The sequence below is a fragment of the Streptomyces sp. NPDC001270 genome, from assembly GCF_042896695.1.
Lineage (GTDB): Bacteria > Actinomycetota > Actinomycetes > Streptomycetales > Streptomycetaceae > Streptomyces.
In genome coordinates this window covers 66,170-91,867 of the sequence record NZ_JBIAXM010000021.1, presented here as the reverse complement: position 1 = coordinate 91,867, position 25,698 = coordinate 66,170, and the positions used below count along the sequence as shown (strand labels likewise).

The 25,698-nt window shown below is 72.1% G+C and carries 24 protein-coding genes and 1 pseudogene; 9 read left to right on the top strand and 16 right to left on the bottom strand.

Annotation, left to right across the window (positions count from 1 at the left end; all coding sequences use genetic code 11):
• Positions 1-23: 23 nt before the first annotated feature.
• Complete coding sequence (locus ACFY2B_RS30530; RefSeq protein WP_390766294.1) at positions 24-1,181, bottom strand: mandelate racemase/muconate lactonizing enzyme family protein; 1,158 nt, start codon at positions 1,179-1,181, stop codon at positions 24-26.
• A 333-nt stretch (positions 1,182-1,514) separates the two neighbouring features.
• Between ACFY2B_RS30530 and ACFY2B_RS30525 the strand changes: the two genes are divergently transcribed.
• The 3 genes and pseudogenes from ACFY2B_RS30525 (at position 1,515) to ACFY2B_RS30515 (ending at position 4,423) form a co-directional block, all read left to right on the top strand.
• Positions 1,515-2,501, top strand: coding sequence for a hypothetical protein (locus tag ACFY2B_RS30525; RefSeq protein ID WP_390766293.1), 987 nt, complete (start codon positions 1,515-1,517; stop codon positions 2,499-2,501).
• Positions 2,502-3,014: 513 nt separating this feature from the next.
• Positions 3,015-3,269: pseudogene (locus tag ACFY2B_RS30520) on the top strand (hypothetical protein); the annotation flags it as partial.
• On the top strand, positions 3,266-4,423 hold the full coding sequence (locus ACFY2B_RS30515) for a serine hydrolase domain-containing protein (RefSeq protein ID WP_390766292.1): 1,158 nt from the start codon (positions 3,266-3,268) through the stop codon (positions 4,421-4,423). The pseudogene ACFY2B_RS30520 and the gene ACFY2B_RS30515, both read left to right, overlap by 4 nt.
• A gap of 133 nt (positions 4,424-4,556) precedes the next feature.
• Here ACFY2B_RS30515 and ACFY2B_RS30510 read toward each other — a convergent pair whose 3' ends face one another.
• Together ACFY2B_RS30510 and ACFY2B_RS30505 are read right to left on the bottom strand one after the other, a co-directional pair.
• A complete protein-coding gene (locus ACFY2B_RS30510; RefSeq protein WP_390766291.1) occupies positions 4,557-4,976 on the bottom strand; it encodes an organic hydroperoxide resistance protein in 420 nt (139 codons plus the stop codon).
• Positions 4,977-5,104: 128 nt separating this feature from the next.
• Positions 5,105-6,103, bottom strand: a complete 999-nt coding sequence (locus tag ACFY2B_RS30505) for an NADP-dependent oxidoreductase (RefSeq protein ID WP_390766290.1) — start codon at positions 6,101-6,103, stop codon at positions 5,105-5,107.
• A gap of 85 nt (positions 6,104-6,188) precedes the next feature.
• On the opposite strand from ACFY2B_RS30505, the gene ACFY2B_RS30500 reads away from it, so the two are divergent.
• Positions 6,189-6,635, top strand: a complete 447-nt coding sequence (locus ACFY2B_RS30500) for a MarR family winged helix-turn-helix transcriptional regulator (protein ID WP_376531635.1) — start codon at positions 6,189-6,191, stop codon at positions 6,633-6,635.
• Positions 6,636-6,925: 290 nt separating this feature from the next.
• The gene (locus ACFY2B_RS30495) at positions 6,926-7,789 is read left to right on the top strand and encodes an EI24 domain-containing protein (protein WP_390766289.1); all 864 of its coding nucleotides are present in this window, start codon (positions 6,926-6,928) and stop codon (positions 7,787-7,789) included.
• Here ACFY2B_RS30495 and ACFY2B_RS30490 read toward each other — a convergent pair.
• The 3 genes from ACFY2B_RS30490 to ACFY2B_RS30480 all read right to left on the bottom strand — a co-directional run bounded on the left by ACFY2B_RS30490 (position 7,779) and on the right by ACFY2B_RS30480 (position 11,255).
• Complete coding sequence (locus ACFY2B_RS30490; protein ID WP_390766288.1) at positions 7,779-9,038, bottom strand: pyroglutamyl peptidase; 1,260 nt, start codon at positions 9,036-9,038, stop codon at positions 7,779-7,781. The two genes, ACFY2B_RS30495 and ACFY2B_RS30490, sit on opposite strands and share 11 nt — an antisense overlap.
• A gap of 342 nt (positions 9,039-9,380) precedes the next feature.
• The gene (locus tag ACFY2B_RS30485) at positions 9,381-10,361 is read right to left on the bottom strand and encodes an aldose epimerase family protein (RefSeq protein WP_390766287.1); all 981 of its coding nucleotides are present in this window, start codon (positions 10,359-10,361) and stop codon (positions 9,381-9,383) included.
• Between the two features lie 15 nt (positions 10,362-10,376).
• Complete coding sequence (locus tag ACFY2B_RS30480) at positions 10,377-11,255, bottom strand: SGNH/GDSL hydrolase family protein (protein WP_390766286.1); 879 nt, start codon at positions 11,253-11,255, stop codon at positions 10,377-10,379.
• A 273-nt stretch (positions 11,256-11,528) separates the two neighbouring features.
• Between ACFY2B_RS30480 and ACFY2B_RS30475 the strand changes: the two genes are divergently transcribed.
• Complete coding sequence (locus ACFY2B_RS30475; RefSeq protein ID WP_390766285.1) at positions 11,529-12,023, top strand: DUF3145 domain-containing protein; 495 nt, start codon at positions 11,529-11,531, stop codon at positions 12,021-12,023.
• 355 nt (positions 12,024-12,378) lie between these two features.
• Here the strand turns inward: ACFY2B_RS30475 and fabF are convergent, their stop codons facing one another.
• The 5 genes from fabF to ACFY2B_RS30450 all read right to left on the bottom strand — a co-directional run bounded on the left by fabF (position 12,379) and on the right by ACFY2B_RS30450 (position 17,335).
• A complete protein-coding gene (fabF, locus tag ACFY2B_RS30470) occupies positions 12,379-13,641 on the bottom strand; it encodes a beta-ketoacyl-ACP synthase II (RefSeq protein ID WP_390766284.1) in 1,263 nt (420 codons plus the stop codon).
• An 84-nt stretch (positions 13,642-13,725) separates the two neighbouring features.
• Positions 13,726-13,974: an acyl carrier protein gene (locus ACFY2B_RS30465; protein WP_004001566.1), complete on the bottom strand. Its 249-nt coding sequence runs from the start codon at positions 13,972-13,974 to the stop codon at positions 13,726-13,728.
• Between the two features lie 104 nt (positions 13,975-14,078).
• Positions 14,079-15,110: a ketoacyl-ACP synthase III gene (locus ACFY2B_RS30460; RefSeq protein ID WP_390766283.1), complete on the bottom strand. Its 1,032-nt coding sequence runs from the start codon at positions 15,108-15,110 to the stop codon at positions 14,079-14,081.
• Between the two features lie 15 nt (positions 15,111-15,125).
• Complete coding sequence (locus ACFY2B_RS30455; RefSeq protein WP_390766282.1) at positions 15,126-16,043, bottom strand: ACP S-malonyltransferase; 918 nt, start codon at positions 16,041-16,043, stop codon at positions 15,126-15,128.
• An 89-nt stretch (positions 16,044-16,132) separates the two neighbouring features.
• Positions 16,133-17,335, bottom strand: a complete 1,203-nt coding sequence (locus ACFY2B_RS30450; protein ID WP_390766281.1) for a PucR family transcriptional regulator — start codon at positions 17,333-17,335, stop codon at positions 16,133-16,135.
• Between the two features lie 298 nt (positions 17,336-17,633).
• Between ACFY2B_RS30450 and ACFY2B_RS30445 the strand changes: the two genes are divergently transcribed.
• Positions 17,634-18,287, top strand: coding sequence for a pirin family protein (locus ACFY2B_RS30445; protein ID WP_390766350.1), 654 nt, complete (start codon positions 17,634-17,636; stop codon positions 18,285-18,287).
• A 28-nt stretch (positions 18,288-18,315) separates the two neighbouring features.
• Here the strand turns inward: ACFY2B_RS30445 and ACFY2B_RS30440 are convergent, their stop codons facing one another.
• Both ACFY2B_RS30440 and ACFY2B_RS30435 read right to left on the bottom strand, forming a co-directional pair.
• Complete coding sequence (locus ACFY2B_RS30440; RefSeq protein WP_390766280.1) at positions 18,316-19,137, bottom strand: serine hydrolase domain-containing protein; 822 nt, start codon at positions 19,135-19,137, stop codon at positions 18,316-18,318.
• Positions 19,138-19,155: 18 nt separating this feature from the next.
• The gene (locus tag ACFY2B_RS30435) at positions 19,156-19,626 is read right to left on the bottom strand and encodes a GNAT family N-acetyltransferase (protein ID WP_390766279.1); all 471 of its coding nucleotides are present in this window, start codon (positions 19,624-19,626) and stop codon (positions 19,156-19,158) included.
• Positions 19,627-19,723: 97 nt separating this feature from the next.
• Here ACFY2B_RS30435 and ACFY2B_RS30430 point away from each other — a divergent pair, with 97 nt between their 5' ends.
• Entirely contained in the window at positions 19,724-20,212 is a 489-nt protein-coding gene (locus ACFY2B_RS30430; protein WP_390766278.1) for a MerR family transcriptional regulator, read from the top strand.
• Positions 20,213-20,221: 9 nt separating this feature from the next.
• On the opposite strand, the gene ACFY2B_RS30425 is transcribed toward ACFY2B_RS30430, so the two are convergent.
• The 3 genes from ACFY2B_RS30425 to ACFY2B_RS30415 form a co-directional block, all read right to left on the bottom strand.
• On the bottom strand, positions 20,222-21,088 hold the full coding sequence (locus ACFY2B_RS30425; RefSeq protein ID WP_390766277.1) for a DUF4429 domain-containing protein: 867 nt from the start codon (positions 21,086-21,088) through the stop codon (positions 20,222-20,224).
• A gap of 66 nt (positions 21,089-21,154) precedes the next feature.
• Positions 21,155-22,372 (bottom strand): alpha/beta hydrolase, encoded by a 1,218-nt coding sequence (locus tag ACFY2B_RS30420; RefSeq protein WP_390766276.1) that lies wholly within the window; start codon positions 22,370-22,372, stop codon positions 21,155-21,157.
• Between the two features lie 222 nt (positions 22,373-22,594).
• Complete coding sequence (locus ACFY2B_RS30415) at positions 22,595-23,221, bottom strand: TetR/AcrR family transcriptional regulator (RefSeq protein WP_390766275.1); 627 nt, start codon at positions 23,219-23,221, stop codon at positions 22,595-22,597.
• A 122-nt stretch (positions 23,222-23,343) separates the two neighbouring features.
• On the opposite strand from ACFY2B_RS30415, the gene ACFY2B_RS30410 reads away from it, so the two are divergent.
• Positions 23,344-24,972 carry an MFS transporter gene (locus ACFY2B_RS30410; RefSeq protein ID WP_390766274.1) on the top strand — a complete coding sequence of 543 codons (1,629 nt, stop codon included), beginning with the start codon at positions 23,344-23,346 and terminating at the stop codon, positions 24,970-24,972.
• Positions 24,973-25,698 lie beyond the last annotated feature (726 nt).

The following is a 25,698-nucleotide window of genomic DNA, read 5'->3' as shown; positions in this document are numbered from 1 at the left end:
TTCACGCCCTTCGACCTGCGCGTTCACTTCGTGCCCTTCGGCCTGCGCTGCTCCCAGCCCTCGGCCCACAGGTCGAACCGGGCCTGCTGCTGCGGGAACCCGGCCGCCGCGTCGACGTCGAGTTCCACTCCGAGGCCGGGAGCGTCGGACAGCCGGAAGTAGCCGTCGACGACCTCGGGCGCGCCCTTGACCACCTTCTTGATCTCCGCGTCGGCGAAATCGTTGAAGTGCTCCAGGATCTTGAAGTTCGGTGTGGTGAAGCCGACTTGGAGGCTCGCTGCGGTCAGCACCGGGCCGCCCACGTTGTGCGGGGCGACGAGGACGTAGTGGGCCTCGGCGGTCGCCGCGAGCTTGCGGGTCTCCCAGATGCCGCCGAGGTGGCCGACGTCCGGCTGGACGATGTCGGCGGCCTGGCTCTCGAACAGCTCGCGGAACTCGATCCGGTCGTGGATCCGTTCGCCGGTGGCCACCGGCAGGTCCACCTTCTCGGCCACCTTCCGCAGCGCCTTCAGGTTCTCCGGCGGCACCGGTTCCTCCAGCCAGGCGGGCTCGAACGGTGCCAGCTCCCTGGCGAGGCGGACCGCGGTGGCGGGGGAGAAGCGGCCGTGCATCTCCACCATCAGCTCGGCCGCCGGGCCGATGGCGTCGCGCACGGCCTCGATGAGGGCGACGGAGCAGAGGGTCTGCTCGTGGTCGAGTTCGAAGTGGCCGGTGCCGAACGGGTCGATCTTCAGGGCCCGGTAGCCGCGTGCGACGACCTCCCGCGCGGCCTTGTGGTACGCCTCCGGTGTGCGCTCGGTGGTGTACCAGCCGTTGGCGTACGCCTTGACCCGGTCGGTCACCTTCCCGCCGAGCAACTGCCAGACGGGGACGCCGAGCGCCTTGCCCTTGATGTCCCAGCAGGCCGTCTCGACCACCGCGATCCCGGACATGACGATCTCACCGGCCCGGCCGTAGTCGCCGTACTTCATGCGGCGCACGAGGTCCTCGACGGCGAACGGGTCCGAGCCGAGGACGTGGTTGGCCTCCGCCTCGCGCAGATAGCCGATCAGCGCGTCGGTGTGACCGAGCATCCGGGTCTCGCCGACTCCCGTGATCCCTTCGTCGGTGTGCACCTGGACGTAGGTCAGGTTGCGCCACGGCGTCCCGACCACGTGCGTGCTGATTCCGGTGATGCGCACGGCAGTTGCCCCTCGGTTGTTCGAGATTTCGGCACACGTTCGAAATGTTGGCGTGACAGTAGGGACGGGGCGGCAGGGGTGTCAATGGGGCGCACAGGTAACGGTTTCGGCACGTCCTCCGGCGGCGTTCTCGGTGTCCCGTGGGGCATCCGCAGGAACCTCCACGACGGGCGAGCCCGCGGGGACGGCCGGGCTGCTCAGCGCGTCCGGCCCGTCCGGCCGACTCAACCCGGATGAAAGAACGGTGGCTTCGTGACCATCCGGGTGCAGGTCCGTCGACTTTTCTTTCATTCCCCCACAGAATGTTCACAGATTCACCTAGGAACGTGACCTGTGCGGAACCTAGTGTCCGGCGTCATGGACTACTGCCACCCGTGCCGACGGCACCTCAACGGCGCCCTCGCCTGCCCGGGGTGCGGTACATCGGCCGCGGAGCTACGCGCGTACACACGCGAGACGGACGCACCCGCGCGCGCCGGCCACGCCGACGGTGGCGCCCATGACGGCCGTGGGTACGAGGATCAGAGGTACGACGAGCGGGGACACGGGGACCAGGGGCCCGGCGATCAGGGGCCCGGCGATCAAGGGCACGGCGACCAGGGGTACGACGGCCGGGAGTACGGCGGCCGACGTGACCCGGACGGCACCGCCGACGGGGTCCACGAGGTCCATGAGGCCGACGAGGTCCATGAAAGCGATGACGGTGACGGTGACGACGACGGCGCTGGGCGCGGGCGGGCGGCGCGGCGCCGTGGGCCGACGCGCGGCCGGGGCCGCGCGCGGGGTGCGGACGCCGGGGAACCGGCTGGGGCGGACACGAGCCGGCGCGACCGCAAGGCGGCGGCACACCGCAGGCGCCGTCGGCGGATCCTGCTGGTCACCGCCGGCTTCGTGCTGGCGGCGGGCGGCCTGAGCCTCGCCGAGCTCGGCACGGACGCCCCGTTCCACGCTCCGCGGCCCACGTCGGCGGGGGACGAGGCGACGGACGGCAGCCCCTCGTCCGGGACCCCGGACGAGTCGGGCCGGCCCGGGAGCACCGCGCGTCCCGCGGGCGTGGACGCCTCGGCCTCGCCGGACGCCTCGGCGCCCCCGTCGGCGTCGAGGTCCGCGAAGGACGAGGACAAGGGGTCCGAGTCCCCGAGCGGCACGGCGTCGGACGGGTCGTCGAGCGCGGGCACGGATCCGACCTCCTCGGCGCCCGCGCCGCCGACGACGAGCGGCCAGGCGCCGAGCCCGAGCGACGACCCGACCACCTCCGACCCGCCCCCGAGCCCGTCGCCGACCGAGTCCTGCACCCGATTCCTGTGGTGGTGCACCTGACCCAGCCGACTCATTCGGCCCACCGCTGCCCACGGCACCCCTCCCGGACCGAGCGCCCGACGCCCCGCAGGGGCCGCCCCCGAGCGCCACGCGGTCCAGCACCGTCAAGCCCCGTCCACCACCGGGCCCGATCGGAGTCCGTCCCGCGCGGCGAGCCGGTCCCGGGTACATCACCTGCCCCAACCGGGCCACGCGTCAAGGGCGTTGAGTGCGGTGGCCCCGTACCTCCCGCCGCTGCCGAGCGCGCCGCAGCCGGTGTCCCCGGCCCCGCGGGCCCGGTCCCGGCATGCCCCGTGCGGGCGGTCCCGGATCGGCCATCCGGGGCATCGGAGACACCGACACCCCCTTGTTGCTGTTGAGTCCAACAAGGTACATCTCGCCGTACCGATCTCAGGACCCCCAGAGGAGGTACGCGTGCGCCCCACCGCGAGAGCCGTTCCCCCGAGACGCATGCTGACCGGCGCCTGCGTCCTGGCCACGTCGGCCGCCCCGGCCGCCCCGGCCGCCCCGGCGCGGGCGGAACGGTCGTACGCGGCCCGGAACCCGCTGGTCTCCGGGCACTGGCGGCACTGGCGGCCCCGGCGCGACGGCACCGGCGGGCCGGCCGCGGCGGCGGGACCGTCCTCGGTGGTGAGCGGCCCGCGCGCCGTGCCGTTCGGCACCGCACCCCTCTTCCGGGACCACCCGAAGGGGGAATTCGCCCAGCTGACAAGGGCACTGTTCGCCGTGGCAGCGGTGCGCGGCAGCTCAGTCGAGGAGAACGGATGACGCAGCAGACCACCGTCCACGGCACGGTCGCGGACGGCTACGAGGCGGTGCGTGAGGAGTTCGCCGCGGTGGCCGCCGCGGAACGCCCTGACTACGAGGGGCAGCTGTGCGCGTATGCGCACGGACGGCGGGTCGTCGACCTGTGGGCGGGCCCGGACGCCGACGGGGACTCCCTGTACGGCGTGTACTCGTCCACGAAGGGCGCCGCGCACCTGGTGGTGGCGCTGCTCGTGCAGGACGGCACCCTGGAGCTGGACCGCAAGGTCACCTACTACTGGCCGGAGTTCGCCGCCGAGAGCAAGGGCGCGCTGACCCTGCGCGAGCTGCTGGCGCACCGGGCCGGCCTGGTCGGCACGGACACCGGGTTCACGCTGGCGGAGCTGGCCGACGACCGGGTGATCGCCGAACGGCTCGCCGACCAGCGGCCGTTCTGGCGGCCCGGCACGGCCTTCGGGTACCACGCCCTGGTCATCGGCGCGCTGACCGGCGAGGTGGTACGGCGGGCCACCGGCCGGACCGTCCAAGGACTGTACGAGGAACGGGTCCGCGCCCCCCACGGCCTGGACTTCCACCTCGGACTGCCCGCCGCCCTGGAGCCCCGCTTCCGCCCGGCGCAGCCGATGCTGCCCACCCCGGAGCAGCGGGAGCTGCTGGACGCGCTGCTCAGCCCGCCGCACACCTTGCAGGCCGTCGCGTTCAACCGGCACGGCGCGGAGCCCACCGACCTGGCGACCCTCCCGAACCACCGGCTGATCCGGGCGAAGGGCCCGGCGTCGGTCGGCGGGGTCGCCTCGGCACGCGGTCTCGCGGGGCTGTACGCGGCGCTGATCAGTGAGGTCGGCGGGCAGGCACCGCTGCTGAAGCCGGACACGGTCGCGGAGTTCGGGCAGTTCCACTCCGTCGGCTACGACGTGGTGGCCCGGGGCCACAAGGCGTACGGTCTCGGCTTCCAGGCGACCGCCGACACCTGGCACCCGTTCCTGGGCGCCGGGGCGATCGGGCACAGCGGTGCGGGCGGCTGCCAGGCGTTCGCGGACCCGCGCAGCTCGCTCGCCTACGGCTACACCCGGCGCCGGTGCGCCTTCCCGGGCGGGGCGGCGCCGGAGAACGACCGGCTGGCCAGGGCGGTGCACACGGCGGCGCTGGCGCTCTGACCGGCGCACCCGGCGGAGCGCCGGGCCCGACGGGCCTGTCCGGCGGAGCGCTCGGCCCCGACGGGCGTCCGCGACGGCCGGAGGCCGCACCCCACGTCCAAGGGTGCGGCCTCCGGGATACGCAACGACGGCGTCAGGCAAGCGTCACCGAGACATCGCCGCGGGTCGCCTTCGAGTACGGGCAGACCTGGTGCGCCTTCTCGACCAGGCCGCGCGCGGTGTCACCGTCGACGTCCGGAATGTCCGCCGAGATCTCGACGAGGATCCCGAACCCGTCCGCGTTCTTGCCGATGCCGACCTTCGCGGTGACCGTCGAGCCGGTGACGTCGACCCCCTCCTTGCGGGCGACGAGGCCGAGGGCGCCCTGGAAGCAGGCGCTGTAGGCGGCGGCGAACAACTGCTCCGGGTTGGTGCCGGCGCCGCTGCCGCCCATCTCCTCGGGCGGGTTCACGACGACGTCGAGCCTGCCGTCGTCGGTGGCGACCCGGCCGTCGCGACCGTTCTCGGCGGTGGCGACGGCGGTGTACAGGACGTCGGACTGCTGGATGGGCATGGGGGTCGTCCTCCTCCTCGGTCCGCCGGGACTCGCGCCCACGATCGCCGACGGTTTCGGAAAGAAGTTACCGTATTACGGAAACCTGACGGAAGACCCTGGGGCGGCGCCCTGCCGCCGCCCTCGCGTCAGAGCTTGACGATCATCTTCCCGGTGTTGTCGCCCCGCAGGACGCCGAGGAACGCCTCCAGGGTGTTCCCGATGCCCTCGACGACGGTCTCCCGGTACTTCAACCGCCCCGAGGCGACCCAGGGGCCGACCTCCTGGACGAACTGCGGCTGGAGGTCGCCGTGGTCGCCGACCAGGAAGCCCTCGATCCGGCCGCGGGTCTGGATGAGCCGGACCAGGTTCCGCGGGCCGGGCGCCGGCTCGGTGGCGTTGTAGCCGGAGATCATCCCGCAGATCGCGATCCGGCCGTGCAGGTTGAGCGCGCCGATGGCCGCTTCCAGGTGCTCGCCGCCGACGTTGTCGAAGTAGACGTCGATGCCGTCCGGGGCGGCGGCGCGCAGCTGTTCGCGGACCGGGCCGCTCTTGTAGTTGAAGGCCGCGTCGAAGCCGTACTCGTCGACCAGCAGCTTGACCTTCTCGTCGGAGCCCGCCGACCCGATGACCCGCGAGGCGCCCTTGAGCCGGGCGATCTGACCCACCTGGCTGCCCACGGCGCCGGCCGCGCCGGAGACGAACACGGCGTCGCCCTCCTGGAAGGAGGCGGTGCGCAGCAGTCCGGCGTAGGCGGTGAGGCCGGTCATGCCGAGGACGCCGAGGTAGGCGGACAGGGGTGCGGCCGCCGGGTCGACCTTGACGACGGTGGCCGCGTCCACGGCGGCGTACTCACGCCAGCCGAGGTAGTGCAGCACGTGGTCGCCGACCGCGATCCCGTCGGCGTGGGAGGCGACGACCTCGCCGACCGCGCCGCCCAGCATGGCCTTGCCCAGACGGTACGGCTCGGCGTACGACTTGGCGGCGCTCATCCGGCCACGCATGTACGGGTCGACGGAGAGGTATTCGTTCCGTACCAGCACCTGGCCCTCGCCCGGTGTCGGCACCTCCGTCTCGACGAGGGCGAAGTCCTCGGGCTTCGGCCAGCCGACGGGACGGCTGACCAGGTGCCACTCACGATTGATCATGACAGCGCTCCATTTACTTCAGTGATTGAAATAACGATGGGCCTGAATATTTCATCATGTCAAGTAACCGGGTATCCTGGGTCCCATGTCCACCCCATCGAAGGCCCGCCGTCCGGACGCCCTGACCCTGGAGGTCGTCGACCTCGTCGGGGACGTCGTGGCCCGCTTCTACGCGGACTACGACGAGGCGGCGAGCGAGCACGCCCTGACCGGAGCGCAGGCGCGGCTGCTGAGCCTGCTGTCGGTCGAGCCGCTGCCGATGCGGAAGCTGGCGCAGCGGCTGAAGTGCGAGCCGTCGAACGTGACCGGGATCGTGGACCGTCTGGAGGCCCGCGGACTCGCCGAGCGCCGGCCCGATCCGACCGACCGCCGGGTGAAGCTCGCGGCGGCCACCGACGAGGGCCGCCGGGTCGCCCAGGACCTGCGCGACGGTCTGCGCTTCGCCCGTGAACCGCTGGCGTGCCTGTCCGACGACGAGCGGCGGACGCTGCGGGATCTGCTGGGGCGGATCGTGCGGTCGGACACGTTCTGACCGTGCCCTTCGGGCGGGAGCCTTCGGGTTTCGTTCTGTGGGCTGGGCCGGGTTGCCGTTCGGGTGCGGGGTGGGTGGGGGTTGAGCGCGCAGTTCCCCGCGCCCCTTTCGGGGCGCTTGCCCTCGCCGGTGTTGGGTGGGGGAGGGTGGCTTTGGTTTTTTGGGTGCGGGGTGGGTGGTGGCTGAGTGCTCCCCCAAGTTCTCGGCTTCGCTCGAACAGGGGGGACCCCCAGTTCCCCGCGCCTCTTTCGGGGGCGCCTGCTCGGGGTGTGGGTCGGTAGGGTTCGGGCATGCGTGAACTCGGGGTGGGTTTCGGTTATCTCCTCAAGGGCCAGCGGTGGGTGGTCCGGCACGGCAGGCAGTTCGGGTTCGGGCTGCTGCCCGGCCTGATCACCCTCGTCCTCTACGCGGCGGCGCTGGTCGCGCTCGCGGTCTGGGGCGGGGACCTCATCGCCTGGTCGACCCCCTTCGCCGACGACTGGTCGAGCCCGTGGCAGGGCCTGTTCCGCGGCCTCCTCACCGCCGTCCTCTTCGCGCTCGCGCTGCTCCTGGCCGTGCTGACCTTCACCGCGGTCACCCTCCTGATCGGCCAGCCCTTCTACGAGAGCCTTTCCGAGGCGGTGGACCGGGACGTGTCGCCCGACGGCACCGCCCCCGAGTCCGGCCTGCCCCTCTGGCGCGACCTGTGGGTCTCGGCCCGCGACAGCCTCCGCATCCTGGTCCGGGCCGCCGTCTGGGGCGTCCTCCTCTTTGCCCTCGGCTTCCTCCCGTTCGTCGGCCAGACCGTCGTCCCGGTGATCGGCTTCTTCGTCACCGGGTTCTTCCTCGCCGAGGAGCTGACCGCCATCGCCTTCCAGCGCCGCGGCCTCGTGCTGCGCGAACGCCTCGCCCTGCTGCGCTCCCGCAAGTCCCTGGTCTGGGGCTTCGGCACCCCCCTGGGCCTGGCCTTCCTGGTGCCGCTCGTCGCGGTGTTCCTGATGCCGGGCGCGGTCGTCGGCGCGACCCTGCTCGCCCGGGACCTGCGGGGCGAGGAGACCACTCAGGACATGGGGGAGGACACCGAACCCGACCGCGTGCACGAGGTGCACGAGGTGCCCGACACGGCCGGATCCGGGCCGGCCGACGGGACCCGGTCCGACCGGATCACTTCGTGAGCGCCGCGTCCGCCGCCACCGTCACGATCGCGCGCACCTGACGGATGATGTCCAGCCGGTTGCGCGCGAACTCCGGGTCGGTGACCGTGCCGCCCGCCGGGTCGGTGTTCCCGGCGCCGAACTCCAGCACCGGCGTGTGCACATGGCCGCCCGGCAGCGTGTCGTGCAGGCCCAGCCGGTCGCGCAGCAGGGTCACCCGGTAGGCGATCTCGTTGGACAGGTAGTCGCCGCCGCCCCCGGCCCGCGCCGTCGACCCGGGGGTCGGGCCGTCCTGCCGGACGACGGGAGCGGTGCCGCCCGCCGGGATCTCGGTGACCGTCGTGTTGTCGTACACCGGGAAGCGGCCGGTGTCCGCGGCGACGACGGCCGCGTACGGCAGGGTCGTCGTCGTCCACTGCGGCTGGCTCGCCGGGTCGGACACCGGGACGGTGCCGGTCACCGACGCGTTGTCGTTGTCGGGGAAACCGCCCCGCCAGGCGCCGTTGGTGCGCTCCACGTCGAAGCGCCCGACCCGGCCCTGGCTCACCGTCGTGAACAGGTCCACCGTCGGCAGGTACGGCCGCAGGGCCCGCTCCACCGTCCCTTCCGCGAAGTTCTGCCAGCGCACCGGGAACACGGCCGTCTCCACCCACGCGGGCCCCGCCGCCGTCTCGATCACCGTGCCGTCGAGGGCGAGCGCGCCGGCGCCGGACGGGTTGGAGATGCGGATGTCCCGGTCCAGGGTGAAGGGGTCGAAACCGGTCACCAGGATCCGCTTGAGCCCCTTGCCGCCCGGATACCGGAGGTCGGTCTGCCCACGCGAGGTGCGCTCCAACTCACCGAGCAGGGCAGCCCGTTGGGAGTCGGTCAGGGCGAAGGCGGGCTCGTACGTCCGTACTTCCCGGGTCATCCCGAGCCGGGCCCAGTACAGCGGCCGGTCGTCGTCCCGGCTGAGGTCGCCGCCCGCGGGCCCGCGCCCCTGCGCCCGGTCGACGGCCCGCCGCCACAGCGCGGCCCCCTCGCGCACGACGACGGCACGGGCCTGCGCAGAGGAGTGCGCACGGCCCAGCGTGCGGGCGAACTCCGGCGCCACCGTGTCGAAACCGGAGCGCCGCAGGATCTCCTGGGGCACGGCCCGGTCGAGCCGCTGCTCCTCCACCGTCGGCGCGAGGGCGGTGCCGGCGGCGGCGGTCTGTGCCGAGGCGGTCGTGGCGAGCCCGGCGAGCAGGGTCAGTCCGAGGGCACCGATGCGAGCGCGTAGGGAATTCACGGGGTTCGAGCCTTCCGTCGCTGTGGGGCGCTTGGTACGGGACGGCGGAAGTATGACGGTGCGGGAAGGGCCCGCGCCATGGGACAACGCCCCTGAAAGGGACCCGGACGACCGCGGGACCCGGCCACCGCGCACACCGCGGACGCACGGCCCCTGCCCGGCGCCCGGACCGGACGACAAGGCGAAGTCGTGGGTGTGTGTGAAGGGTTCGTACGAGGTTGCCGCCGGGCGGTCGATCACCGGCCGGCGCGTCACCACCACGATTAACGTCTGAGCCGGGACGAGAACCCCATGACCAGCCCCGGTCCGGGACCTGACGCCTGGACCGGGGTGCGTCGGGCGTCAGCCCTGGTCCCGGACCCCGAAGCCGTACACCGTCTCCGACCGGTAGGTCCGGCCCGGCCGCAGCCGTGTGTCCGGGAAGTCCGGGCGGTTCGGGGAGTCCGGGAAGTGCTGGGTCTCCAGCGCGACGCCGTCGCCCGGCGCGAACGGATCACCCAGTTGGTCGGCGGTGTACAACTGCACGCCCGGCTCGGTCGTCGCCACCGTCAGCACCCGTCCGCTCGCCGGGTCGTGCAACTCGCCCACCTCGACCGCGGTGTCCGTGACGCCCTTGTCGAGGACGAGGTTGTGGTCGTAGCCGGCGCCGGTCTTGCGCGCCGTGCGGAAGTCGAACCGGGTGCCCGTCACGTCCGCCAGTTCCCCGGTCGGGATCAGGTCCGCGCCGACCGGGGTGTACCGGGAGGCGGCGAGCCGCAGTTCCTGGCCGCCCGCGTTGCCGCCGCCGCCCAGGTTGAAGTAGCTGTGGTTGGTCAGGTTGACCAGGGTCGGCGCGTCGGTCACCGCCTCGTACCCGATACGCAGCGCACCGGACGCGCCCAGCGCGTACGTCACGGCGACGTCGACCCGCCCCGGGAAGCCCTCCTCGCCGTGCGGGCTGACCCGGGTCAGGCGCACACCGTGCTCGACCGGCTCCGCGTCCCACACGCGCTTGTCGAAGCCGCGCTCCCCGCCGTGCAGCGAGTTGGGGCCGTTGTTCGGCTCCAGCGCGTAGACGGCACCGTCCAGCGGGAAGCGGGCGCCCGCGATGCGGTTGGCGTACCGGCCGATGACGGCGCCGAGGTACGGCTCCGGATGGGTGACATAGCCGTCGAGGCCGGCGAAGCCCAGCACGACGTTGGCCGTCCGCCCGTCCCGGTCCGGAACCTCGACGGACTGCACGATCCCGCCGTACGTCAGGATCCGCACCCGCACTCCCGCGCGCTCCAGCGTCCAGCGGTGGACCCGGGTGCCGTCGGGAAGTGTGCCGAAAAGTTCGCTCATGTGGGAAACACTAGGTCACGGGGTGCGCGAGGTGACGGTTCGGTAGGCGATCGCCGCGAGCCGCTGCTGGCCGTCCGTGCTCGGGTGGAACCAGTCCCAGTGGCTGAGCTGCTCGGTGGTGAAGTCGTAGTCGAAGACGGCGCCCCCGTCGAAACGGCACCGCCGGTCCTTGGCGCACACCTCCGCCAGCACCTTGTTGTAGTCCTCGACCCGCTGCTGCACCGTGTCCCGGCGCACCGTGGCCGCCGTGTCCAGGTCGTCCGCGTCGCCCAGCATCGACGGGCAGATGCCGAGCTTCCACACCTGCTTGCCGAGCGGGTTGGTACGGCCCTGCGACCACAGCCGTTTCAGGTTCGGCACGCTCGCCACGTACACCTGGGTCTTCGGCAGCGCCTTGCGCAGCGTCGCCATCGCCTCCTCGAACCCGGCGCGGAACCGGGTCACCGAGGTCATCGCGGAGGTCGTGGCCCGGCAGGCGTCGTTCGCGCCGATCATCACCGTCACCAGTTCGGGTGCATGGGTCGCCGCCTGCTTCATCTGGTCGGCGAGGTCACGCATCCGGGCGCCGGTCACCGCGTAGTTCCAACTGCTCTCGGCCGCCTCGGTCCGCCCCAGCAGCCGGACCGCGAGGCTGTCCAGGTCGGTGCTGGTGCCCGTCGCCCAGGACACCTCGGGGCAGTCCGACAGCACCGTGCAGGCGTCGAAGCCGCGGGTGATGGAGTCGCCGACGGCGGCGACCGAGGCCGGGCTGCGGTTCCACACCGGGACCGTGCGCGCCTTGGTGCCGCCCGGCGCGGGGGACTTGTCGCCCGACCCGCCGCACCCCGCGGCGCCCAGGACCGCCGTCAGCACGACGGCGAGGAGGGCTCGTGAGTGCCGGCGTCGGTATCGCATGCCCTGTTCCATCCCCTTGTCGCGCGGTCGTGGTCCGTCGTGCCGTCGTGCTCTCCAACCCATAACAACGCGGGAGGGTTCCCGTCGGGCGGCATGCAACGTCTCACACCCGCACAAGCGTCCCCCTGGGTGAATGGCGGCGTTTCCTGGCGGCGGGACGGACGGTACGTCACACTCCGCCCCCCGCCGCACGGTAGCCTCGCCATCAACGCGGCCGTCGCGCCACAGCCGCCAAGCCAGACCGCATATGTCCCGCTCAGCCCGGAGGTCCCGGTGACGACACGTGGAGTCCTGTACGTGCACTCCGCGCCGCGCGCGCTGTGCCCGCACGTCGAGTGGGCCGTCGCCGGGGTGCTCGGCACCCGCGTCAGCCTCGACTGGATCCGGCAGCCCGCGGCGCCCGGCACCTGGCGTTCGGAGTTCTCCTGGCAGGGCGAGCCGGGCACGGCGTCCAAGCTGGCCTCCGCGCTGCGCGGCTGGCACCTGCTGCGTTTCGAGGTCACCGCGGAGCCCTGCCCCACCGCCGAGGGCGAGCGCTACAGCTGCACCCCCGACCTCGGCATCTACCACGCCGTCACCGGCATCCACGGCGACATCCTGATCCCCGAGGACCGGCTGCGCGCGGCGCTGACGCGGTCCCAGCGCGGCGAGACGGATCTCCAGGCGGAGATCGCCAAGCTCCTGGGCAAGCCCTGGGACGACGAACTGGAGCCCTTCCGCTACGCGGGCGAGGGCGCCCCGGTGCGCTGGCTCCACCAGGTGGTCTGACGCCCCTCAGGGTCACGGGAGACCGCACCGGGGACCCGCACCGGGCCCGCGCGTCCCCCCGGCCCGTACCCGCCGCAGGACCGGCGCCATCGGCCCCTCCGACAGACGCCCGCGCGGCCGGACCACCTGAGCCCCCGCCAGGGCCGCCCCGGCGGACGTCCGGTCCCGGTGGACGACTGCCTTCCCCCGGCGGACGACCGGACCGGGCGGAGGTCTGTCTCCCCGCCGCACAAACGCCGCCGCCCCCGCCGGCCGACCACCCCGACGGCCCACCACCCCCAGGACAGCCGACGGCCCGGTCTCCACCACGGAGACCGGGCCGTTCAACTTGTCCTGTCAGCCTGTCCTGTCGCGCTCAGAGCGTCCGGAACGCCAGCACCACGTTGTGGCCGCCGAAGCCGAACGAGTCGTTCAGCACGGCGATGCGGCCCCCGGGCAGTTCCCGGGCCTCGCCGCCGACCACATCCGCGTCGACCTCGGGGTCGGGGTTGTCGAGGTTCAGGGTCGGCGGGGCGATCCGGTGGACCAGGGCGAGCACCGAGGCGACGGTCTCGATGCCGCCGGCGCCGCCGAGCAGGTGCCCGGTCATCGACTTGGTCGCGGAGATCGCCATGTGGTCGACGTCGTCGCCGAACACCTTCCGCAGCGCCTTGGTCTCGGCGACGTCGCCCTGCGGGGTCGACGTGGCGTGCGCGTTGACGTGCGCGATCTCGGCCGGCTTCAGGTCGGTGTTGTCGAGCAGGTTCCGCAGCGCCTGCGCGATGCCGTTGCCGGACGGCTCGGGCTGCGTGATGTGGTGGCTGTCGGCGGAGATGCCCTGGCCGACCGCCTCGACGTAGATCCGGGCGCCGCGGGCCTTCGCGTGCTCCTCGGACTCCAGGACGACCACACCGGCGCCCTCGCCCAGGACGAAGCCGTTCCGGCCGGCGTCGTAGGGACGCGAGGCGCCCTGTGGGTCGTCGTTGTTCTTGGACATCGCCATCATGTTGCCGAACGCGGCGATGGGCAGCGGATGGATGGCCGCCTCCGTGCCACCCGCGACGACGACGTCGGCGCGGCCGGTACGGATCATCTCGATGGCGTAACCGATGGCCTCGGCGCCCGACGCACAGGCCGAGACCGGAGTGTGCACCCCGGCGCGGGCACCCAGCTCGATCCCGACGTTGGCCGCGGGGGAGTTGGGCATCAGCATCGGCACGGTGTGCGGGGAGACCCGGCGTACGCCCTTCTCCCGGAGCACGTCGTACTGGTCGAGGAGGGTCGTCACACCGCCGATTCCGGAGGCGATGACCGCACCCAGCCGGTCGGGGTTCACGGACGCGTCCTCACCGGCCTTCGCGGTGAAACCGGCGTCCTTCCAGGCTTCCTGGGCGGCGATCAGCGCGAACTGCGCGGACCGGTCCAGCTTGCGGGCCTGCGGGCGCGGGATGATCTCGCCCGGTTCGACAGCGATCTGCGCGGCGATACGGACCGGCAGGTCGGCGGCCCAGTCCTGTTCCAGAAGGCTGACACCGGACACTCCGGCGGTCAGGGCCTTCCAGGTAGAGGCTACGTCGCCACCCAGCGGTGTGGTTGCGCCGATACCGGTGACGACCACGGTGCGATTGGTCGAGCTCACGGGAATTCTTTCTCCAACGGATACGGGATTCAGCGGCGCCACCGCCGGGTGGCGGGGCAGTGCAGCCTCGGGTCTGAGGGGGACTCAGCCCTGGTGCTTGAGGATGTAGTCGGTCGCGTCGCCGACGGTCTTGAGGTTCTTGACGTCCTCGTCGGGGATCTTGACGTCGAAGCGCTCCTCGGCGGCGACGACGACCTCGACCATGGACAGCGAGTCGACGTCCAGGTCGTCGGTGAAGGACTTGTCCAGCTGGACGTCCTCAACCGGGATGCCGGCGATCTCGTTCACGATGTCGGCGAGACCGGCGACGATCTCTTCCTGAGTGGCGGCCATGTCAGGCGCTCCTTCTTCGATAATCCAGACGGTTGGTCCCGCCCGCCGCATCGGCGGCGGGGGGTGCTGCTGCCGTGTCGGATCCATGATCCGGCACGGAGTGCCTAGGGGAGGGTAACGACCGTGGCGGCGTAGACGAGACCCGCCCCGAATCCGATGACGAGCGCGGTGTCGCCGCTCTTCGCCTCGCCGGTCGCCAGGAGCCGCTCCATCGCGAGCGGAATCGAGGCGGCCGAAGTGTTGCCGGTGGTGCGGATGTCCCGGGCGACCGTGACGTGCTCCGGCAGTTTGAGGGTCTTCACCATCGAGTCGATGATCCGCACATTGGCCTGGTGCGGGATGAAGACGTCCAGGTCGTCCGCGCTGATCCCGGCCGCGTCCAGCGCCTGCTGCGCGACCTTCGCCATCTCGAACACGGCCCAGCGGAACACCGCCTGGCCTTCCTGGGTGATCGCGGGGAACTTGACGTTGCCCTCGCTGTCGAGGGGGAGTTCGGAGACGTCGCCGAGCCGAAAGCGGTCCCAGGGCACGGTCTGCTTGATCGTCTCGGACTTGTCGCCCTCCGAGCCCCACACGGTCGGGCCGATCGCGGGCTCCTGGGCGGGCCCGACCACGACGGCGCCCGCGCCGTCGCCGAACAGGAAGGCCGTCGCCCGGTCCTCCAGGTCGGTCAGGTCGGAGAGCCGCTCGACGCCGATGACCAGCACGTACTCGGCCGAGCCTTCGACGACCATGCCCTTGGCCAGGGTGAGGCCGTAACCGAAGCCGGCGCAGCCCGCCGAGATGTCGAAGGCGGCGGCCTTGTCGGTGCCGAGCTTGTCGGCGATCTCGGTGGCGACGGCCGGGGTCTGGCTGAAGTGCGAGACGGTCGACACCACGACCGCGCCGACCTGCTCGCTGGAGATGCCCGCGTCCGCGATCGCCTTGCCGGCGGCCTCGATCGACATCGCGGCGACGGTCTCCTCGGGGCCCGCCCAGTGCCGGGTCTCGATGCCGGAGCGCGAACGGATCCACTCGTCGGAGGAGTCGATCCGCTCCAGGATCACCTCGTTGGGCACGACCCGGGTCGGCCGGTAGCCGCCGACACCGAGGATGCGCGCGTACGGGGCGCCCTTGCTGGGCTTGATCTTCGACATGATCGGTACGGCTCCTTAGGCGCGCGCGTGCTCGGAGATCAGCTCCCGGGCCGCGTCGAGATCGTCGGGGGTCTTCAGGGCCAGTGTCCTGACACCGGGCAGGGCGCGCTTGGCCAGGCCGGTCAGCGTGCCGCCCGGGCACACCTCCAGCAGCGCGGTGACGCCCAGTTCCTTGAACGTCTCCATGCACAGGTCCCAGCGGACCGGGTTGGCGACCTGGCCGACCAGCCGGTCCAGTACCTCGGCACCGGAGACGACGGCCCTGCCGTCCTTGTTGGAGACGTAGGCGACCTTCGGGTCGGCGGGCGTGAGATCTGCGGCGGCCTTCGCCAGCGTCTCCACCGCGGGGGCCATGTGGTGGGTGTGGAAGGCACCGGCCACCTTCAGCGGGACGACCTTGCGGACGCCCTCGGGCTTGTCCTCGCCCAGCGCGGCCAGTTGTGCCAGCGTGCCGGCGGCGACGATCTGGCCGGCTCCGTTGATGTTCGCCGGGGTCAGGCCCAGCTTCTCCAGATGTGCGACGGACACCTCGGGGTCGCCCCCGAGCAGCGCCGCCATGCCCGTCTCGGTGACCGTCGCGGCCTCCGCCATCGCCAGGCCGCGGGTGCGCACCAGGCTCAGCGCGGCGTCCTCGCTCAGCACGCCGGCGAACACCGCAGCCGTGATCTCGCCGACGCTGTGCCCGGCGACGGCGCCGGGCGAGCTGTCACCCAGTGCCGTGGCAGACAGGATCCCCGCGGCGACCAGCAGCGGCTGGGCCACCGCGGTGTCGCGGATGGCGTCCGCGTCGGCCTGGGTCCCGTAGCGGAGCAGGTCCAGGCCGATGGCGTCGGACCACGCGGCGACGCGGTCCGCGGCACCGGGGAGGTCGAGCCAGGGAGTCAGGAAGCCGGGCGTCTGGGCGCCCTGGCCGGGAGCGACGAGTACGAGCACTCTCACACTCTCTCTTGGGGACGGCCGGAGCCGCCCGTGAGGACAGGGACGAAGAACACGAGGGGGTTTTGTGGGTCTCTCACAAAAGGCTAGAGCTGGGTATCTCCGACGGCCAGGCGCCCCAGGATCAGCGCGATCCGCAGCGTGAACGCGGATCGTACATCGGATGGTGACCATCCGGTGACGTCAGTCACACGTCGGAGCCGGTAGCGCACGGTGTTCGGGTGAACGAACAGCATCCGGGCGGCCCCCTCCAGACTGCTTGCCTGTTCCAGGTACACACTCAAGGTCTCCAGCAGGGCCGAACCCGCCTCTTCCAGAGGTCTGTAGATCTCCTCCACCAGTTGCTCACGGGCGCCCGGGTCACCGGCGATGGCGCGTTCCGGAAGCAAATCGTCCGCCAGTACCGGCCGCGGCGCGTCCTGCCAGGCGGAACACGCCTTCAGTCCCGCGGCGGCGGCCTGTGCCGACCGGGTCGCGGCCTGCAGATCGGACACCACCGGGCCCGCCACGACGGGTCCCGCGGCGAACGGCCCGATCAGCGACTTGGCGACGGCCAACGGGTTGTCGCTGCCGCCGGCCACGACGACCAGCCGGTCCCCGAGCACCCCGGTGAGCACCTGGAGCTTGGCGTGCCGGGCGGCCCGCCGGATGGCTTCGACAGTCAGCTCGCTGTCCCCGTCGGGCGCGGTCCCGAGGACGACACACACATGGTCGGGCGAGTTCCAGCCGAGCGCGGCGGCGCGGCTGACGGCGCCCTCGTCGGCCTCCCCGCTGAGCACCGCGTTGACCACCAGGGATTCGAGCCGCGCGTCCCAGGCGCCGCGTGCCTCGGCGGCCTGGGCGTACACCTGGGCGGTGGCGAAGGCGATCTCGCGGGCGTAGACGAGCAGTGCCTCGCGCAGCACGTTCTCGTCGCCGGGTGCGGCCACCTCTTCGATGGCCGACTCCATCACCTCGATGGTGGTGCGCACCATCTCGACGGTCTGGCGCAGGGTGATGGCCCGGGTCAGTTCGCGCGGCGCGGTGCCGAAGACGTCGGTCGAGATGGCCTGCGGGGCGTCCGGGTGCCGGAACCACTCGGTGAACGCGGCGATGCCGGCCTGGGCCACGAGCCCGATCCAGGAACGGTTCTCCGGGGGCATGGCCCGGTACCACGGCAGTGTCTCGTCCATGCGCGCGATGGCCTGGGCGGCGAGGGAGCCGGACGACTTCTCCAGCCGCCGCAGGGTCGCGGAGTGCGGGTGGACGCCGGGCGTGGTCTCGGGCTTGTGGGATTCGGGTTCGGGCACGGGACAAGACTGCCTCATTCGGGGGAGCGGGTGGCAGGGGGTGGGGTGTTCGCCCGGAGTAGGGGTATTTGCGGAATTCCTTGGGGAGCTGATTTGGGGTTTTTGGGTGTGTGGTCTGGTGTAGGTGGATGGGGGTGTTTTGTGCCGTCCCCCGTGCCCCTGGCGCGGTTCAGCGGGTGTGGTCGGGTGCGGGTGGGTGGGGGCGGGTGCACGGTTCCCCGCGCCCCTGGGGCCCCTGTCGGGGGTGCTGTCGGGTGCGTTTCGGCAGGGGGTTCGCGGGGCTACCGTGGTGGGTGTGATGGACGTCAGGCGGGCCGGTGAGCGGTATCCGGGAGGGGAGCCGGAGGCCGGGATCGTCTCCCGGCACGCCTTTTCCTTCGGGCCGCACTACGACCCCGACAACCTCCGCTTCGGCGCCGTCATCGCCTGCAACGAGGAACGGCTCGCCCCCGGCGCCGGGTTCGACGAGCATCCGCACAGCCACACCGAGATCGTCACCTGGGTCGTCGAGGGCGAACTGACTCACCGTGACTCGACGGGCCGACAGACCGTGGTGGCCCCGGGTGACGTGCAGCGCCTCAGCTCGGCTGCCGGTGTCCGTCATGTCGAGCGCAACGACGGCCCGGTGCCGCTGACCTTCGTGCAGATGTGGCTGGCCCCGCTGAACCCCGGCGGCACCCCCGGCTACGAGATCGTCCGGGGCATCGCCGACTCCACCCCGTACGCCCTCCCCGAGGCCCGCGCGATGCTGCACGTACGGCGGTTGCGGCCCGGGGAGCGGACGGCCGTACCGGACGCCGCCCGCGTGTACGCGCACGTGGCGCGCGGCGAACTGCGGCTGGCCGGGGAGTTGCTGGGCCCGGGGGACTCGGCGCGGATCACCGACGCCCGGGACCTGGAGGCGGTCGGGGAGACCGCGGCGGAGCTGCTGCTGTGGGAGATGGGGCCGTAGCGAGGTCCCCGCCCGGCCGCCGCGGGCCTCAGCCGCGCAGCTCCGCGAGCACCGCGTCCGTGAACACCGGCCACGCCTCGACGGCCCAGGGGCCGAACGCCCGGTCGGTCAGGGCGACGCCCGCCGCGCCCGCGTCCGGGTCGATCCACAGGAACGTACCGGACTGCCCGAAGTGCCCGAAGGTGCGCGGGGAGGACGAACCGCCCGTCCAGTGCGGCGCCTTGGCGGCCCGGATCTCGAAGCCCAGCCCCCAGTCGTTCGGGTTCTGGTGCCCGTATCCCGGCAGGACGCCCTTGGTGCCCGGGTACTGCACGGTCATCGCCTCCGCGACCGTACGCGGATCGAGCAGCCGGGGCGCCTGCACCTCCGCCGCGAACCGCAGCAGGTCCGCCACCGTCGACACCCCGTCCTTCGCGGGCGAGCCGGCGAGCGACGTGTCCGCCATGCCCAGCGGCTCCAGCACGGCCTGCCGCAGATATTCGGCGAACGGGATGTCGGCGGCCTCGGCGATGTGGTCGCCGAGCTGCTCGAAGCCGGCGTTGGAGTACAGCCGCCGCTCCCCGGGCGGGGCGGTCACCCGGTGCTCGTCGAAGGCCAGCCCTGAGGTGTGGGCGAGCAGATGACGGACGGTCGAGCCGGGCGGCCCCGCCGGTTCGTCGAGTTCGATCGCCCCCTCCTCGTACGCGACGAGCGCCGCGTACGCCGCGAGCGGCTTGGTGACCGAGGCCAGCGGGAAGCGCCGGCCGACCGGACCCCGGGTCCCGAGCACCGTACCGTCGGCCCGTACGACGCCCGCCGCGGCGGCCGGCACGGGCCAGCTGTCGATCAACGCAAGACTCTCCAACGCCATGCGGCCGAGCCTAGGGCGTCACAGTTTCAGTTCCAGCAGAGGGTCCGGCTTGGGACGGAAGCCCAGGGAGTCGTAGAGCGGGCGGGCCTCGGCGGAGGAGGTGAGCTGGACCTGGGCGACGCCGTGCGCGCGGAACCACTCCAGCAGTTCGCCCATGCACGCGCGCGCGTACCCGCGGCGGCGGGTGCCGGGGTCGGTGGCGACGCTGAAGACGAAGCCGACGGTGCCGTGCGGATTGCGGGTCCGGCCGATCCGGTACTCGATCGTGCCGGCCACCAGCGCGGCCAGCGTCCGCCGCTGCTCGGGGTGGTCCACGACGAACGCGGCGAACTCGCCGTCGGCCTCGGCGAGCCGGGTCCGCAGGGTCGGCAGGGACTCCCCGTGCCAGGCCGTGGACCGGTCGGCCCCGAACATCGAGTCGATCATGATCTGGCGCAGGCGCAGCACTTCCTGTGCGTCCTCGGGTGTTGCACGGCGTACGAGACTCATGTACGGAACGCTAGTCACCGCGCGTCCTGTACGTCCCGTCGATTTCTTACCCGGCCCGCTTGCTTCGAGTGTGCTCGAACGTCATAGCGTGGGGAGCATGACGGTGATGCAGACCACGCCAGCGGCCACCGAGCAAGCCCGTACCCGCACCGACATCTGCTCCGCCCCGCCCCAGCGGCACCCGCGCCCCGACGGCAAGGACAGCTACACGATCAGCGAGGTCGTCGCCTTCACCGGTCTGACCGCCCACACCCTGCGCTGGTACGAGCGGATCGGCCTGATGTCCCACATCGACCGTTCGCACACCGGGCAGCGCCGCTACACCAATCGTGACCTGGACTGGCTCGACCTCGTCACCAAGCTGCGGCTGACCGGCATGCCGGTGGCGGACATGGTCCGGTACGCGGAACTGGTGCGCGCGGGCGACCACACCTACCTGGAACGCCACGAACTGCTGGAGGCCACCCGCCGCGACGTGCTCTCCCGCATCGCCGAACTCCAGGACACCCTGGCCGTGCTCGACCACAAGATCAGCTTCTACGCGGAGGCCGGGCGGGACTTCGAGCGGTCGCGGGCCCGCGGCTGACCCCGGCGACTACAGCTCCGCCAGCAGCTCGGCCTTCTTCAGGGAGAACTCCTCGTCCGTCACGAGCCCGGCCAGGTGCAGTTCCCCCAGGTGCCTGATCCGCTCGGCGATGTCGGCGGGATCACGGCGGCGCGACGGGGCCGAGGGCACGGCCGCGGGCACCGCCGCCACCGGGCCGCGCGCCCGCACCGCGGCCAGCACCGCCGCGGCGAAGGGCAGCGACTCGTGGACGGGCCCGTAGCCGTGGCCGAAGACGACCGTCGCAGGATCCTGGTCGGGCCGGGCGGACCCGGCGGCGGCGGGGGAGCGGCGCAGCAGCCGCAGGTGCCCCTCGAACGCCTCGGGCGAGTGCCACTCGACGCCGCCGAGATCGGCGATCCGGAAGCTCTGGTCGCCGGCCTTCCACTTCGCTGAGGACGCGCCCGTCCGGGACCAGCGGAAGTGCACCGACGTCCCGTCGAAGGTCGCCTTCCCGTCGTACGCCTTGAAGTGCCGGGGAGCCTCGGGCGCGTCCACCAGATGGTGTTCGGCCGGGCCGGTCTCGGTGAGCCGCGCGCGCAGGTCACCTGCGTACTCCTCGGCGAGCCGGGCCCGCTCCGCGGGCACCACCAGCCGGTACGGGTCGCTGTGCTCCTTGAGCTGTCCGGCCGCCGCCTCCACGAGCGGGTCGGCGCCGGGCCGGGGCCGGGCGCTCAGCACGAGCGAGCCGCGCCGGCCCGGGGAGAGCGTCACCCCCGCGAGCGCGGACACGGGGACCCGCCGTTCGCCGAGCACCTGGAACAGCTTGGGCGTTCGAATCCCCCGTTCGTAACGGATGAGCACGGAGTCGGAGTCGAACTCCCAGGTGGCATGAAATCCGGCCAGTACGTCACCCATGCGGGTCATCGTATGCGGCACCAGGTCTTTCCGTCGCTACCCGAGCGGACCGCACTTCCTGCACTTCTACGCGCGTTCGACCTTCGACGTGCCGGACAAACCCGCCTGGCACCCGGCGTCACTGCGGGCGCACGTCACCGAGCGGTATGCGCCGACCCCGACGTCCGCGAAGTTGCGCAGGCTGTCCGTGCCCGGTTCGAAATAGCCGCTGTGCCCCTCGGCGTCCCACGCCGACAGCACCCGCGCGCCGAACGCCGCGGAGACCGGATCGGCCCCGTGCCCCAGCCCGCCGACCTCCAGATACGGCACGTCCTGGATCCAGTCGCCGGCGTCCCGCATCGACCACACCCGGGCGCTCGTGCCCAGGTGCGCGGCGTTCGCGACCCGCATGCCCGGGCTGCCCGCCACCGCCAGGTCGGTCACCCGGCGCGGCATGCCGTGCGCGGCCACCCCGCAGACCACGGAGCCGTAGCTGTGGCAGAACAGCGCCACCGGGGCGGCGCCGGGCAGCGCCCGCAGCAGTGCGTTCAGCCGGACGGCGCCGTCCTCGGCGCGCATCGCGGTGGCCGCGTCGACGCCGAGGCCGCCCGGCGCGGTGTAGTCGGCCCAGGCGATCACGGCCGTACGGGTGGCGGGGCTCTGCGCGCGCTCCGCCGCGTACAGGGCCTTGGCCATGCCGACCGGCGCCGAGTACGGGCTGTACGTCTTCTGGAAGGTGAGCACGTCGGTATCGACGCCGGGGACGACGACCGAGATCCGCTGGGCCGTCCGCAGGTTGCCGAACACCTCGGCGATCCGGCCCGAGCCCGCGGGGTCGAAGGCGAGGATGTGCCGGCCCTTGGTCATCAGCGCCTCGTAGCGGTGCATGCGGCGGCCCGCCTGCTGCTGCCCGTCGGGCGTGAGCCTGCTGTCGTGCATGCGTTTCTTCTCGACCTTGCGCGCCTGGTCGAGGGCGATGTGGTTGGCGCGGTAGCGCAGGTCGACCGGGGCGCCGTTCATGTTGCCGACCGCGAGCGGGTACCGGTGCGCCAGGTGGGTGCGCTCCTGCGCGCCGAGCGAGGCGAAGAACCGGGTGAGCACGGCGGGGGCCGCGTTCGGGTCGGGCAGCCGGTGGCCGTGCAGGCTGCCGTGCTCCCAGGCCGAGAGGGAGACCTGTAGGGCGCTTGCCTCCCGGTGGCTGCGCAGGGCGGTCCAGCCGGTGGTCGCGAGCATCACGAACACGACGGCCAGCGCGAGCAGCGCGCGCCAGACGTTGAGTTGCGGGGAGGTGTCGAAGGAAGTCACTGGGAGGACACACTAGGAGAACGAGAGGGTCTCGCGGTAACCAAGTGACAGGTCTCACCCTTCGGCGGACACGGTGGGGGCCGTTCCGGTGGACACGCCGGTGACCTGGTTCCGGGCGGCGTCACCCGGCGCGGCGTCTTTTGGCGCGGTGTCCGGTCGGGTCCCGTCGCGGCGTCCGGTAGGGCGGTTTCCGTCGGCGGCGTCCCCTGAACGGCGGCAGTCTCAGCCCTGCCGCCAGCTCCCGATCAGTTCCGGTCCCACCTGATCCAGGTACCACCTGGTCAGATCGCGCATTGCCGCGACGCTGAAGTCGTCGCCCATCGACCAGACGCGCCCCGTCAACCGCATGACCGCGCCGAACACGGCCACCAGGAGGCGCGGCCGCGGGTCCGTGTCGACGTCCACGCCCTCACGCTCGGCGAGCAGCCGGGCCAGCGTGTCCTCCGTCTCCACCGAGCGGCGCAGATGGGCGGCGAGCAGCACGGGCGTCGACTCGATCACCCGGAACATGCGCAGATACGTCTCGACCGGGACGACGAAGCCGATGGCCTCGTGCACGGTGTCCCAGCCCTCCAGCATGGCCTGGCGCAGCGCCTCCAGCGGGGGCTCGTGCGGCGGACGTTCCCGTACCGCCTGGATGAAATGGGCCTCGGCCATCGCCTGAACGGCGAAGGCGGCCTCCTCCTTTCCGGGGAAGTAGCGGAAGAAGGTGCGCTGCGACACTTCTACGGCGTCGGCGATCTCGTCGACGGTCGTCTGCTCGTACCCCTGCGCGGTGAAGAGGTCGAGGGCGACGTGCAGCAGCGCGTCCCGGGTACGGCGCTTCTTGCGCTCGCGCAGCGTCTCCACGGATGGCCTCCACCGGTTGAGCGAACTGTTCTTGCAGTTCAAGCTATATGTGATCGGCGTGACAGTTACCGGCGAGTGATTTGGTTTGTCAATTGTCAGAGGCTGTCATTAGCCTCGAAGGTATGACTAGTCAGACCACCATCGACGCGACGGGGTCGGAGGGCAGAGCGGACGGGCTTCCGGCCGACCCGTCCGTCCCGGCTTCGGCCACCGGCCTGCGCGGCCACCCGTGGTTCACGCTCATCACCGTCGCCGTAGGGGTCATGATGGTGGCCCTCGACGGCACCATCGTGGCCATCGCCAACCCCGCCATCCAGAAGGACCTCGGCGCGACCTTCGCCCAGGTCCAGTGGATCACCAACGGTTACTTCCTCGCCCTCGCGGTCTCCCTGATCACCGCGGGCAAGCTCGGCGACCGGTTCGGTCACCGGCAGACCTTCCTGATCGGCGTCGTCGGCTTCGCGGCCGCGTCCGGCGCCATCGGCCTGTCCGACAGCATCGGACTGGTCGTCACCTTCCGCGTCCTCCAGGGCCTGTTCGGCGCGCTGCTGATGCCGGCCGCGCTCGGCCTGCTGCGGGCCACCTTCCCGGCCGAGAAGCTCAACATGGCGATCGGCATCTGGGGCATGGTCATCGGTGCCTCCACCGCGGGCGGCCCGATCCTCGGCGGCGTCCTGGTCGAGCACGTCAACTGGCAGTCGGTGTTCTTCATCAATGTGCCCGTCGGCGTCCTGGCCCTGGTCCTCGGCCTGCTGATCCTCAGGAACCACCGCGCCGACAACGCCCCGCGCTCCTTCGACATCCCCGGCATCGCGCTGCTGTCCGGCGCGATGTTCTGCCTCGTCTGGGCGCTCATCAAGGCCCCGGCGTGGGGCTGGGGCGACGGCAAGACGTGGGGCTTCATCGTCGGCTCGGTCCTCCTCTTCGCCGCCTTCTCCTTCTGGGAGACGAAGGTCAAGGAACCGCTGATCCCGCTCGGCCTGTTCCGGTCCGTGGCGCTGTCGGCCGGTGTGGTGCTGATGGTCCTCATGGCCATCGCCTTCATGGGCGGCCTGTTCTTCGTCACGTTCTACCTGCAGAACGTGCACGGCATGAGCCCGATCGACGCCGGTCTGCACCTGCTTCCGCTCACCGGCATGATGATCGTCGGCTCTCCGCTGGCGGGCGCCATGATCACCAAGCTGGGCCCCCGGGTCCCGCTCGCGGGCGGCATGGCCCTCACGGCCATCGCGATGTACGGCATGTCGACGCTGGACGCGGGTACCGGCAGCGGTGCGATGTCGCTCTGGTTCGCGCTGCTGGGCCTCGGCCTCGCCCCGGTCATGGTCGGCGCCACCGAGGTCATCGTCGGCAACGCCCCGATGGAGCTGTCCGGCGTGGCCGGCGGGCTCCAGCAGGCCGCGATGCAGATCGGCGGCAGCCTCGGTACGGCGGTGCTGGGTGCCGTGATGGCGTCCAAGGTCGACAGCGACCTGGCGGGCAACTGGACGCGCGCGGGGCTGCCGAAGCTCACGTCGGCGCAGCTCGCGCAGGCGTCCGAAGCGGTGCAGGTGGGGGTGGCACCGGTGGCGAAGGGCACGCCCGGGGCCATCGCTTCGAAGATCACCACCGTTGCGCACGACACGTTCATCTCCGGCATGAGCCTGGCGTGTTTCGTGGCCGCGGGCGTCGCGGTCGTCGCCGTCCTGGTGGCGCTCTTGACCAAGCGCGGCGAGAACGCGGAGGCGGGTGCGGGCATGGGCCACATCTGAGCCCGCGCCGCGCCCACCCGTCCGGCACGCCGGATTCCGGGGAGTTCGCCTATCAGGGTGACTCCCCGGAAGATCCCTCGCCCCGACGCGCGCCGCGGGTCACAGTGGGTCAAGTCCTCCGCAGGGCATAGGGGGACGACGGGGGCGGTGGCGCGCTGCTGGAGGGGGGCAGCGCGTTGCCCCCGTGCCGGGGGCTGCACGGTGATCTGTGACGGTTGCTTTCCGGCTGCGGCTGTGTGGGGCTGGTCGCGCAGTTCCCCGCGCCCCTGGTGGGGCCTGCGCGGTGGTCGGTGGCGGTGGTTTTCCGGTTGCGGCTGTGTGGGGCTGGTCGCGCAGTTCCCCGCGCCCCTAAAAGGGGCACGACCGCCCGCAGTGACCCTTCAGCCCCCCCACCCCACCCGCGCCCCCGTCAGGGGCGCGGGGAACTGCGCGCTCAGCCCCCACGCTGCCGAGGCCGCAAGCCGGCCCTTCGTGGCTCGCCACCCCGTCAGGGGCGCGGGGAACTGCGCGGCCAACCCCCACTCGGCCGCGCCCGAAAATCTGACCGTCCGTGGCTCGCCACCCCCCAGGGGCGCGGGGAACTGCGCGACCAGCCCCCACGCCGCCGCGCCCGGGAACCGGCTGTTCCCGACTCGCCACCCCCCCCAGGGGCGCGGCGCGGGGAACGGCGCAAACAACCCCCACCCCCACCCGGCCGAGGCCGAACCACTGCCCAACCGCCGGAGG

Coding starts and splice junctions, on each gene's coding strand:
- ACFY2B_RS30500 (WP_376531635.1), top strand. CDS start 6,189: ATGTCCACCCCATCGAAGGCCCGCCGTCCGGACGCCCTGACCCTGGAG.
- ACFY2B_RS30495 (WP_390766289.1), top strand. CDS start 6,926: ATGCGTGAACTCGGGGTGGGTTTCGGTTATCTCCTCAAGGGCCAGCGG.
- ACFY2B_RS30485 (WP_390766287.1), bottom strand. CDS start 10,361: ATGAGCGAACTTTTCGGCACACTTCCCGACGGCACCCGGGTCCACCGC.
- ACFY2B_RS30480 (WP_390766286.1), bottom strand. CDS start 11,255: ATGCGATACCGACGCCGGCACTCACGAGCCCTCCTCGCCGTCGTGCTG.
- ACFY2B_RS30505 (WP_390766290.1), bottom strand. CDS start 6,103: ATGATCAATCGTGAGTGGCACCTGGTCAGCCGTCCCGTCGGCTGGCCG.
- ACFY2B_RS30425 (WP_390766277.1), bottom strand. CDS start 21,088: ATGGGTGACGTACTGGCCGGATTTCATGCCACCTGGGAGTTCGACTCC.
- ACFY2B_RS30465 (WP_004001566.1), bottom strand. CDS start 13,974: ATGGCCGCCACTCAGGAAGAGATCGTCGCCGGTCTCGCCGACATCGTG.
- ACFY2B_RS30435 (WP_390766279.1), bottom strand. CDS start 19,626: ATGAGTCTCGTACGCCGTGCAACACCCGAGGACGCACAGGAAGTGCTG.
- ACFY2B_RS30440 (WP_390766280.1), bottom strand. CDS start 19,137: ATGGCGTTGGAGAGTCTTGCGTTGATCGACAGCTGGCCCGTGCCGGCC.
- ACFY2B_RS30410 (WP_390766274.1), top strand. CDS start 23,344: ATGACTAGTCAGACCACCATCGACGCGACGGGGTCGGAGGGCAGAGCG.
- ACFY2B_RS30460 (WP_390766283.1), bottom strand. CDS start 15,110: ATGTCGAAGATCAAGCCCAGCAAGGGCGCCCCGTACGCGCGCATCCTC.
- ACFY2B_RS30515 (WP_390766292.1), top strand. CDS start 3,266: ATGACGCAGCAGACCACCGTCCACGGCACGGTCGCGGACGGCTACGAG.
- ACFY2B_RS30510 (WP_390766291.1), bottom strand. CDS start 4,976: ATGCCCATCCAGCAGTCCGACGTCCTGTACACCGCCGTCGCCACCGCC.
- ACFY2B_RS30445 (WP_390766350.1), top strand. CDS start 17,634: ATGGACGTCAGGCGGGCCGGTGAGCGGTATCCGGGAGGGGAGCCGGAG.
- ACFY2B_RS30430 (WP_390766278.1), top strand. CDS start 19,724: ATGACGGTGATGCAGACCACGCCAGCGGCCACCGAGCAAGCCCGTACC.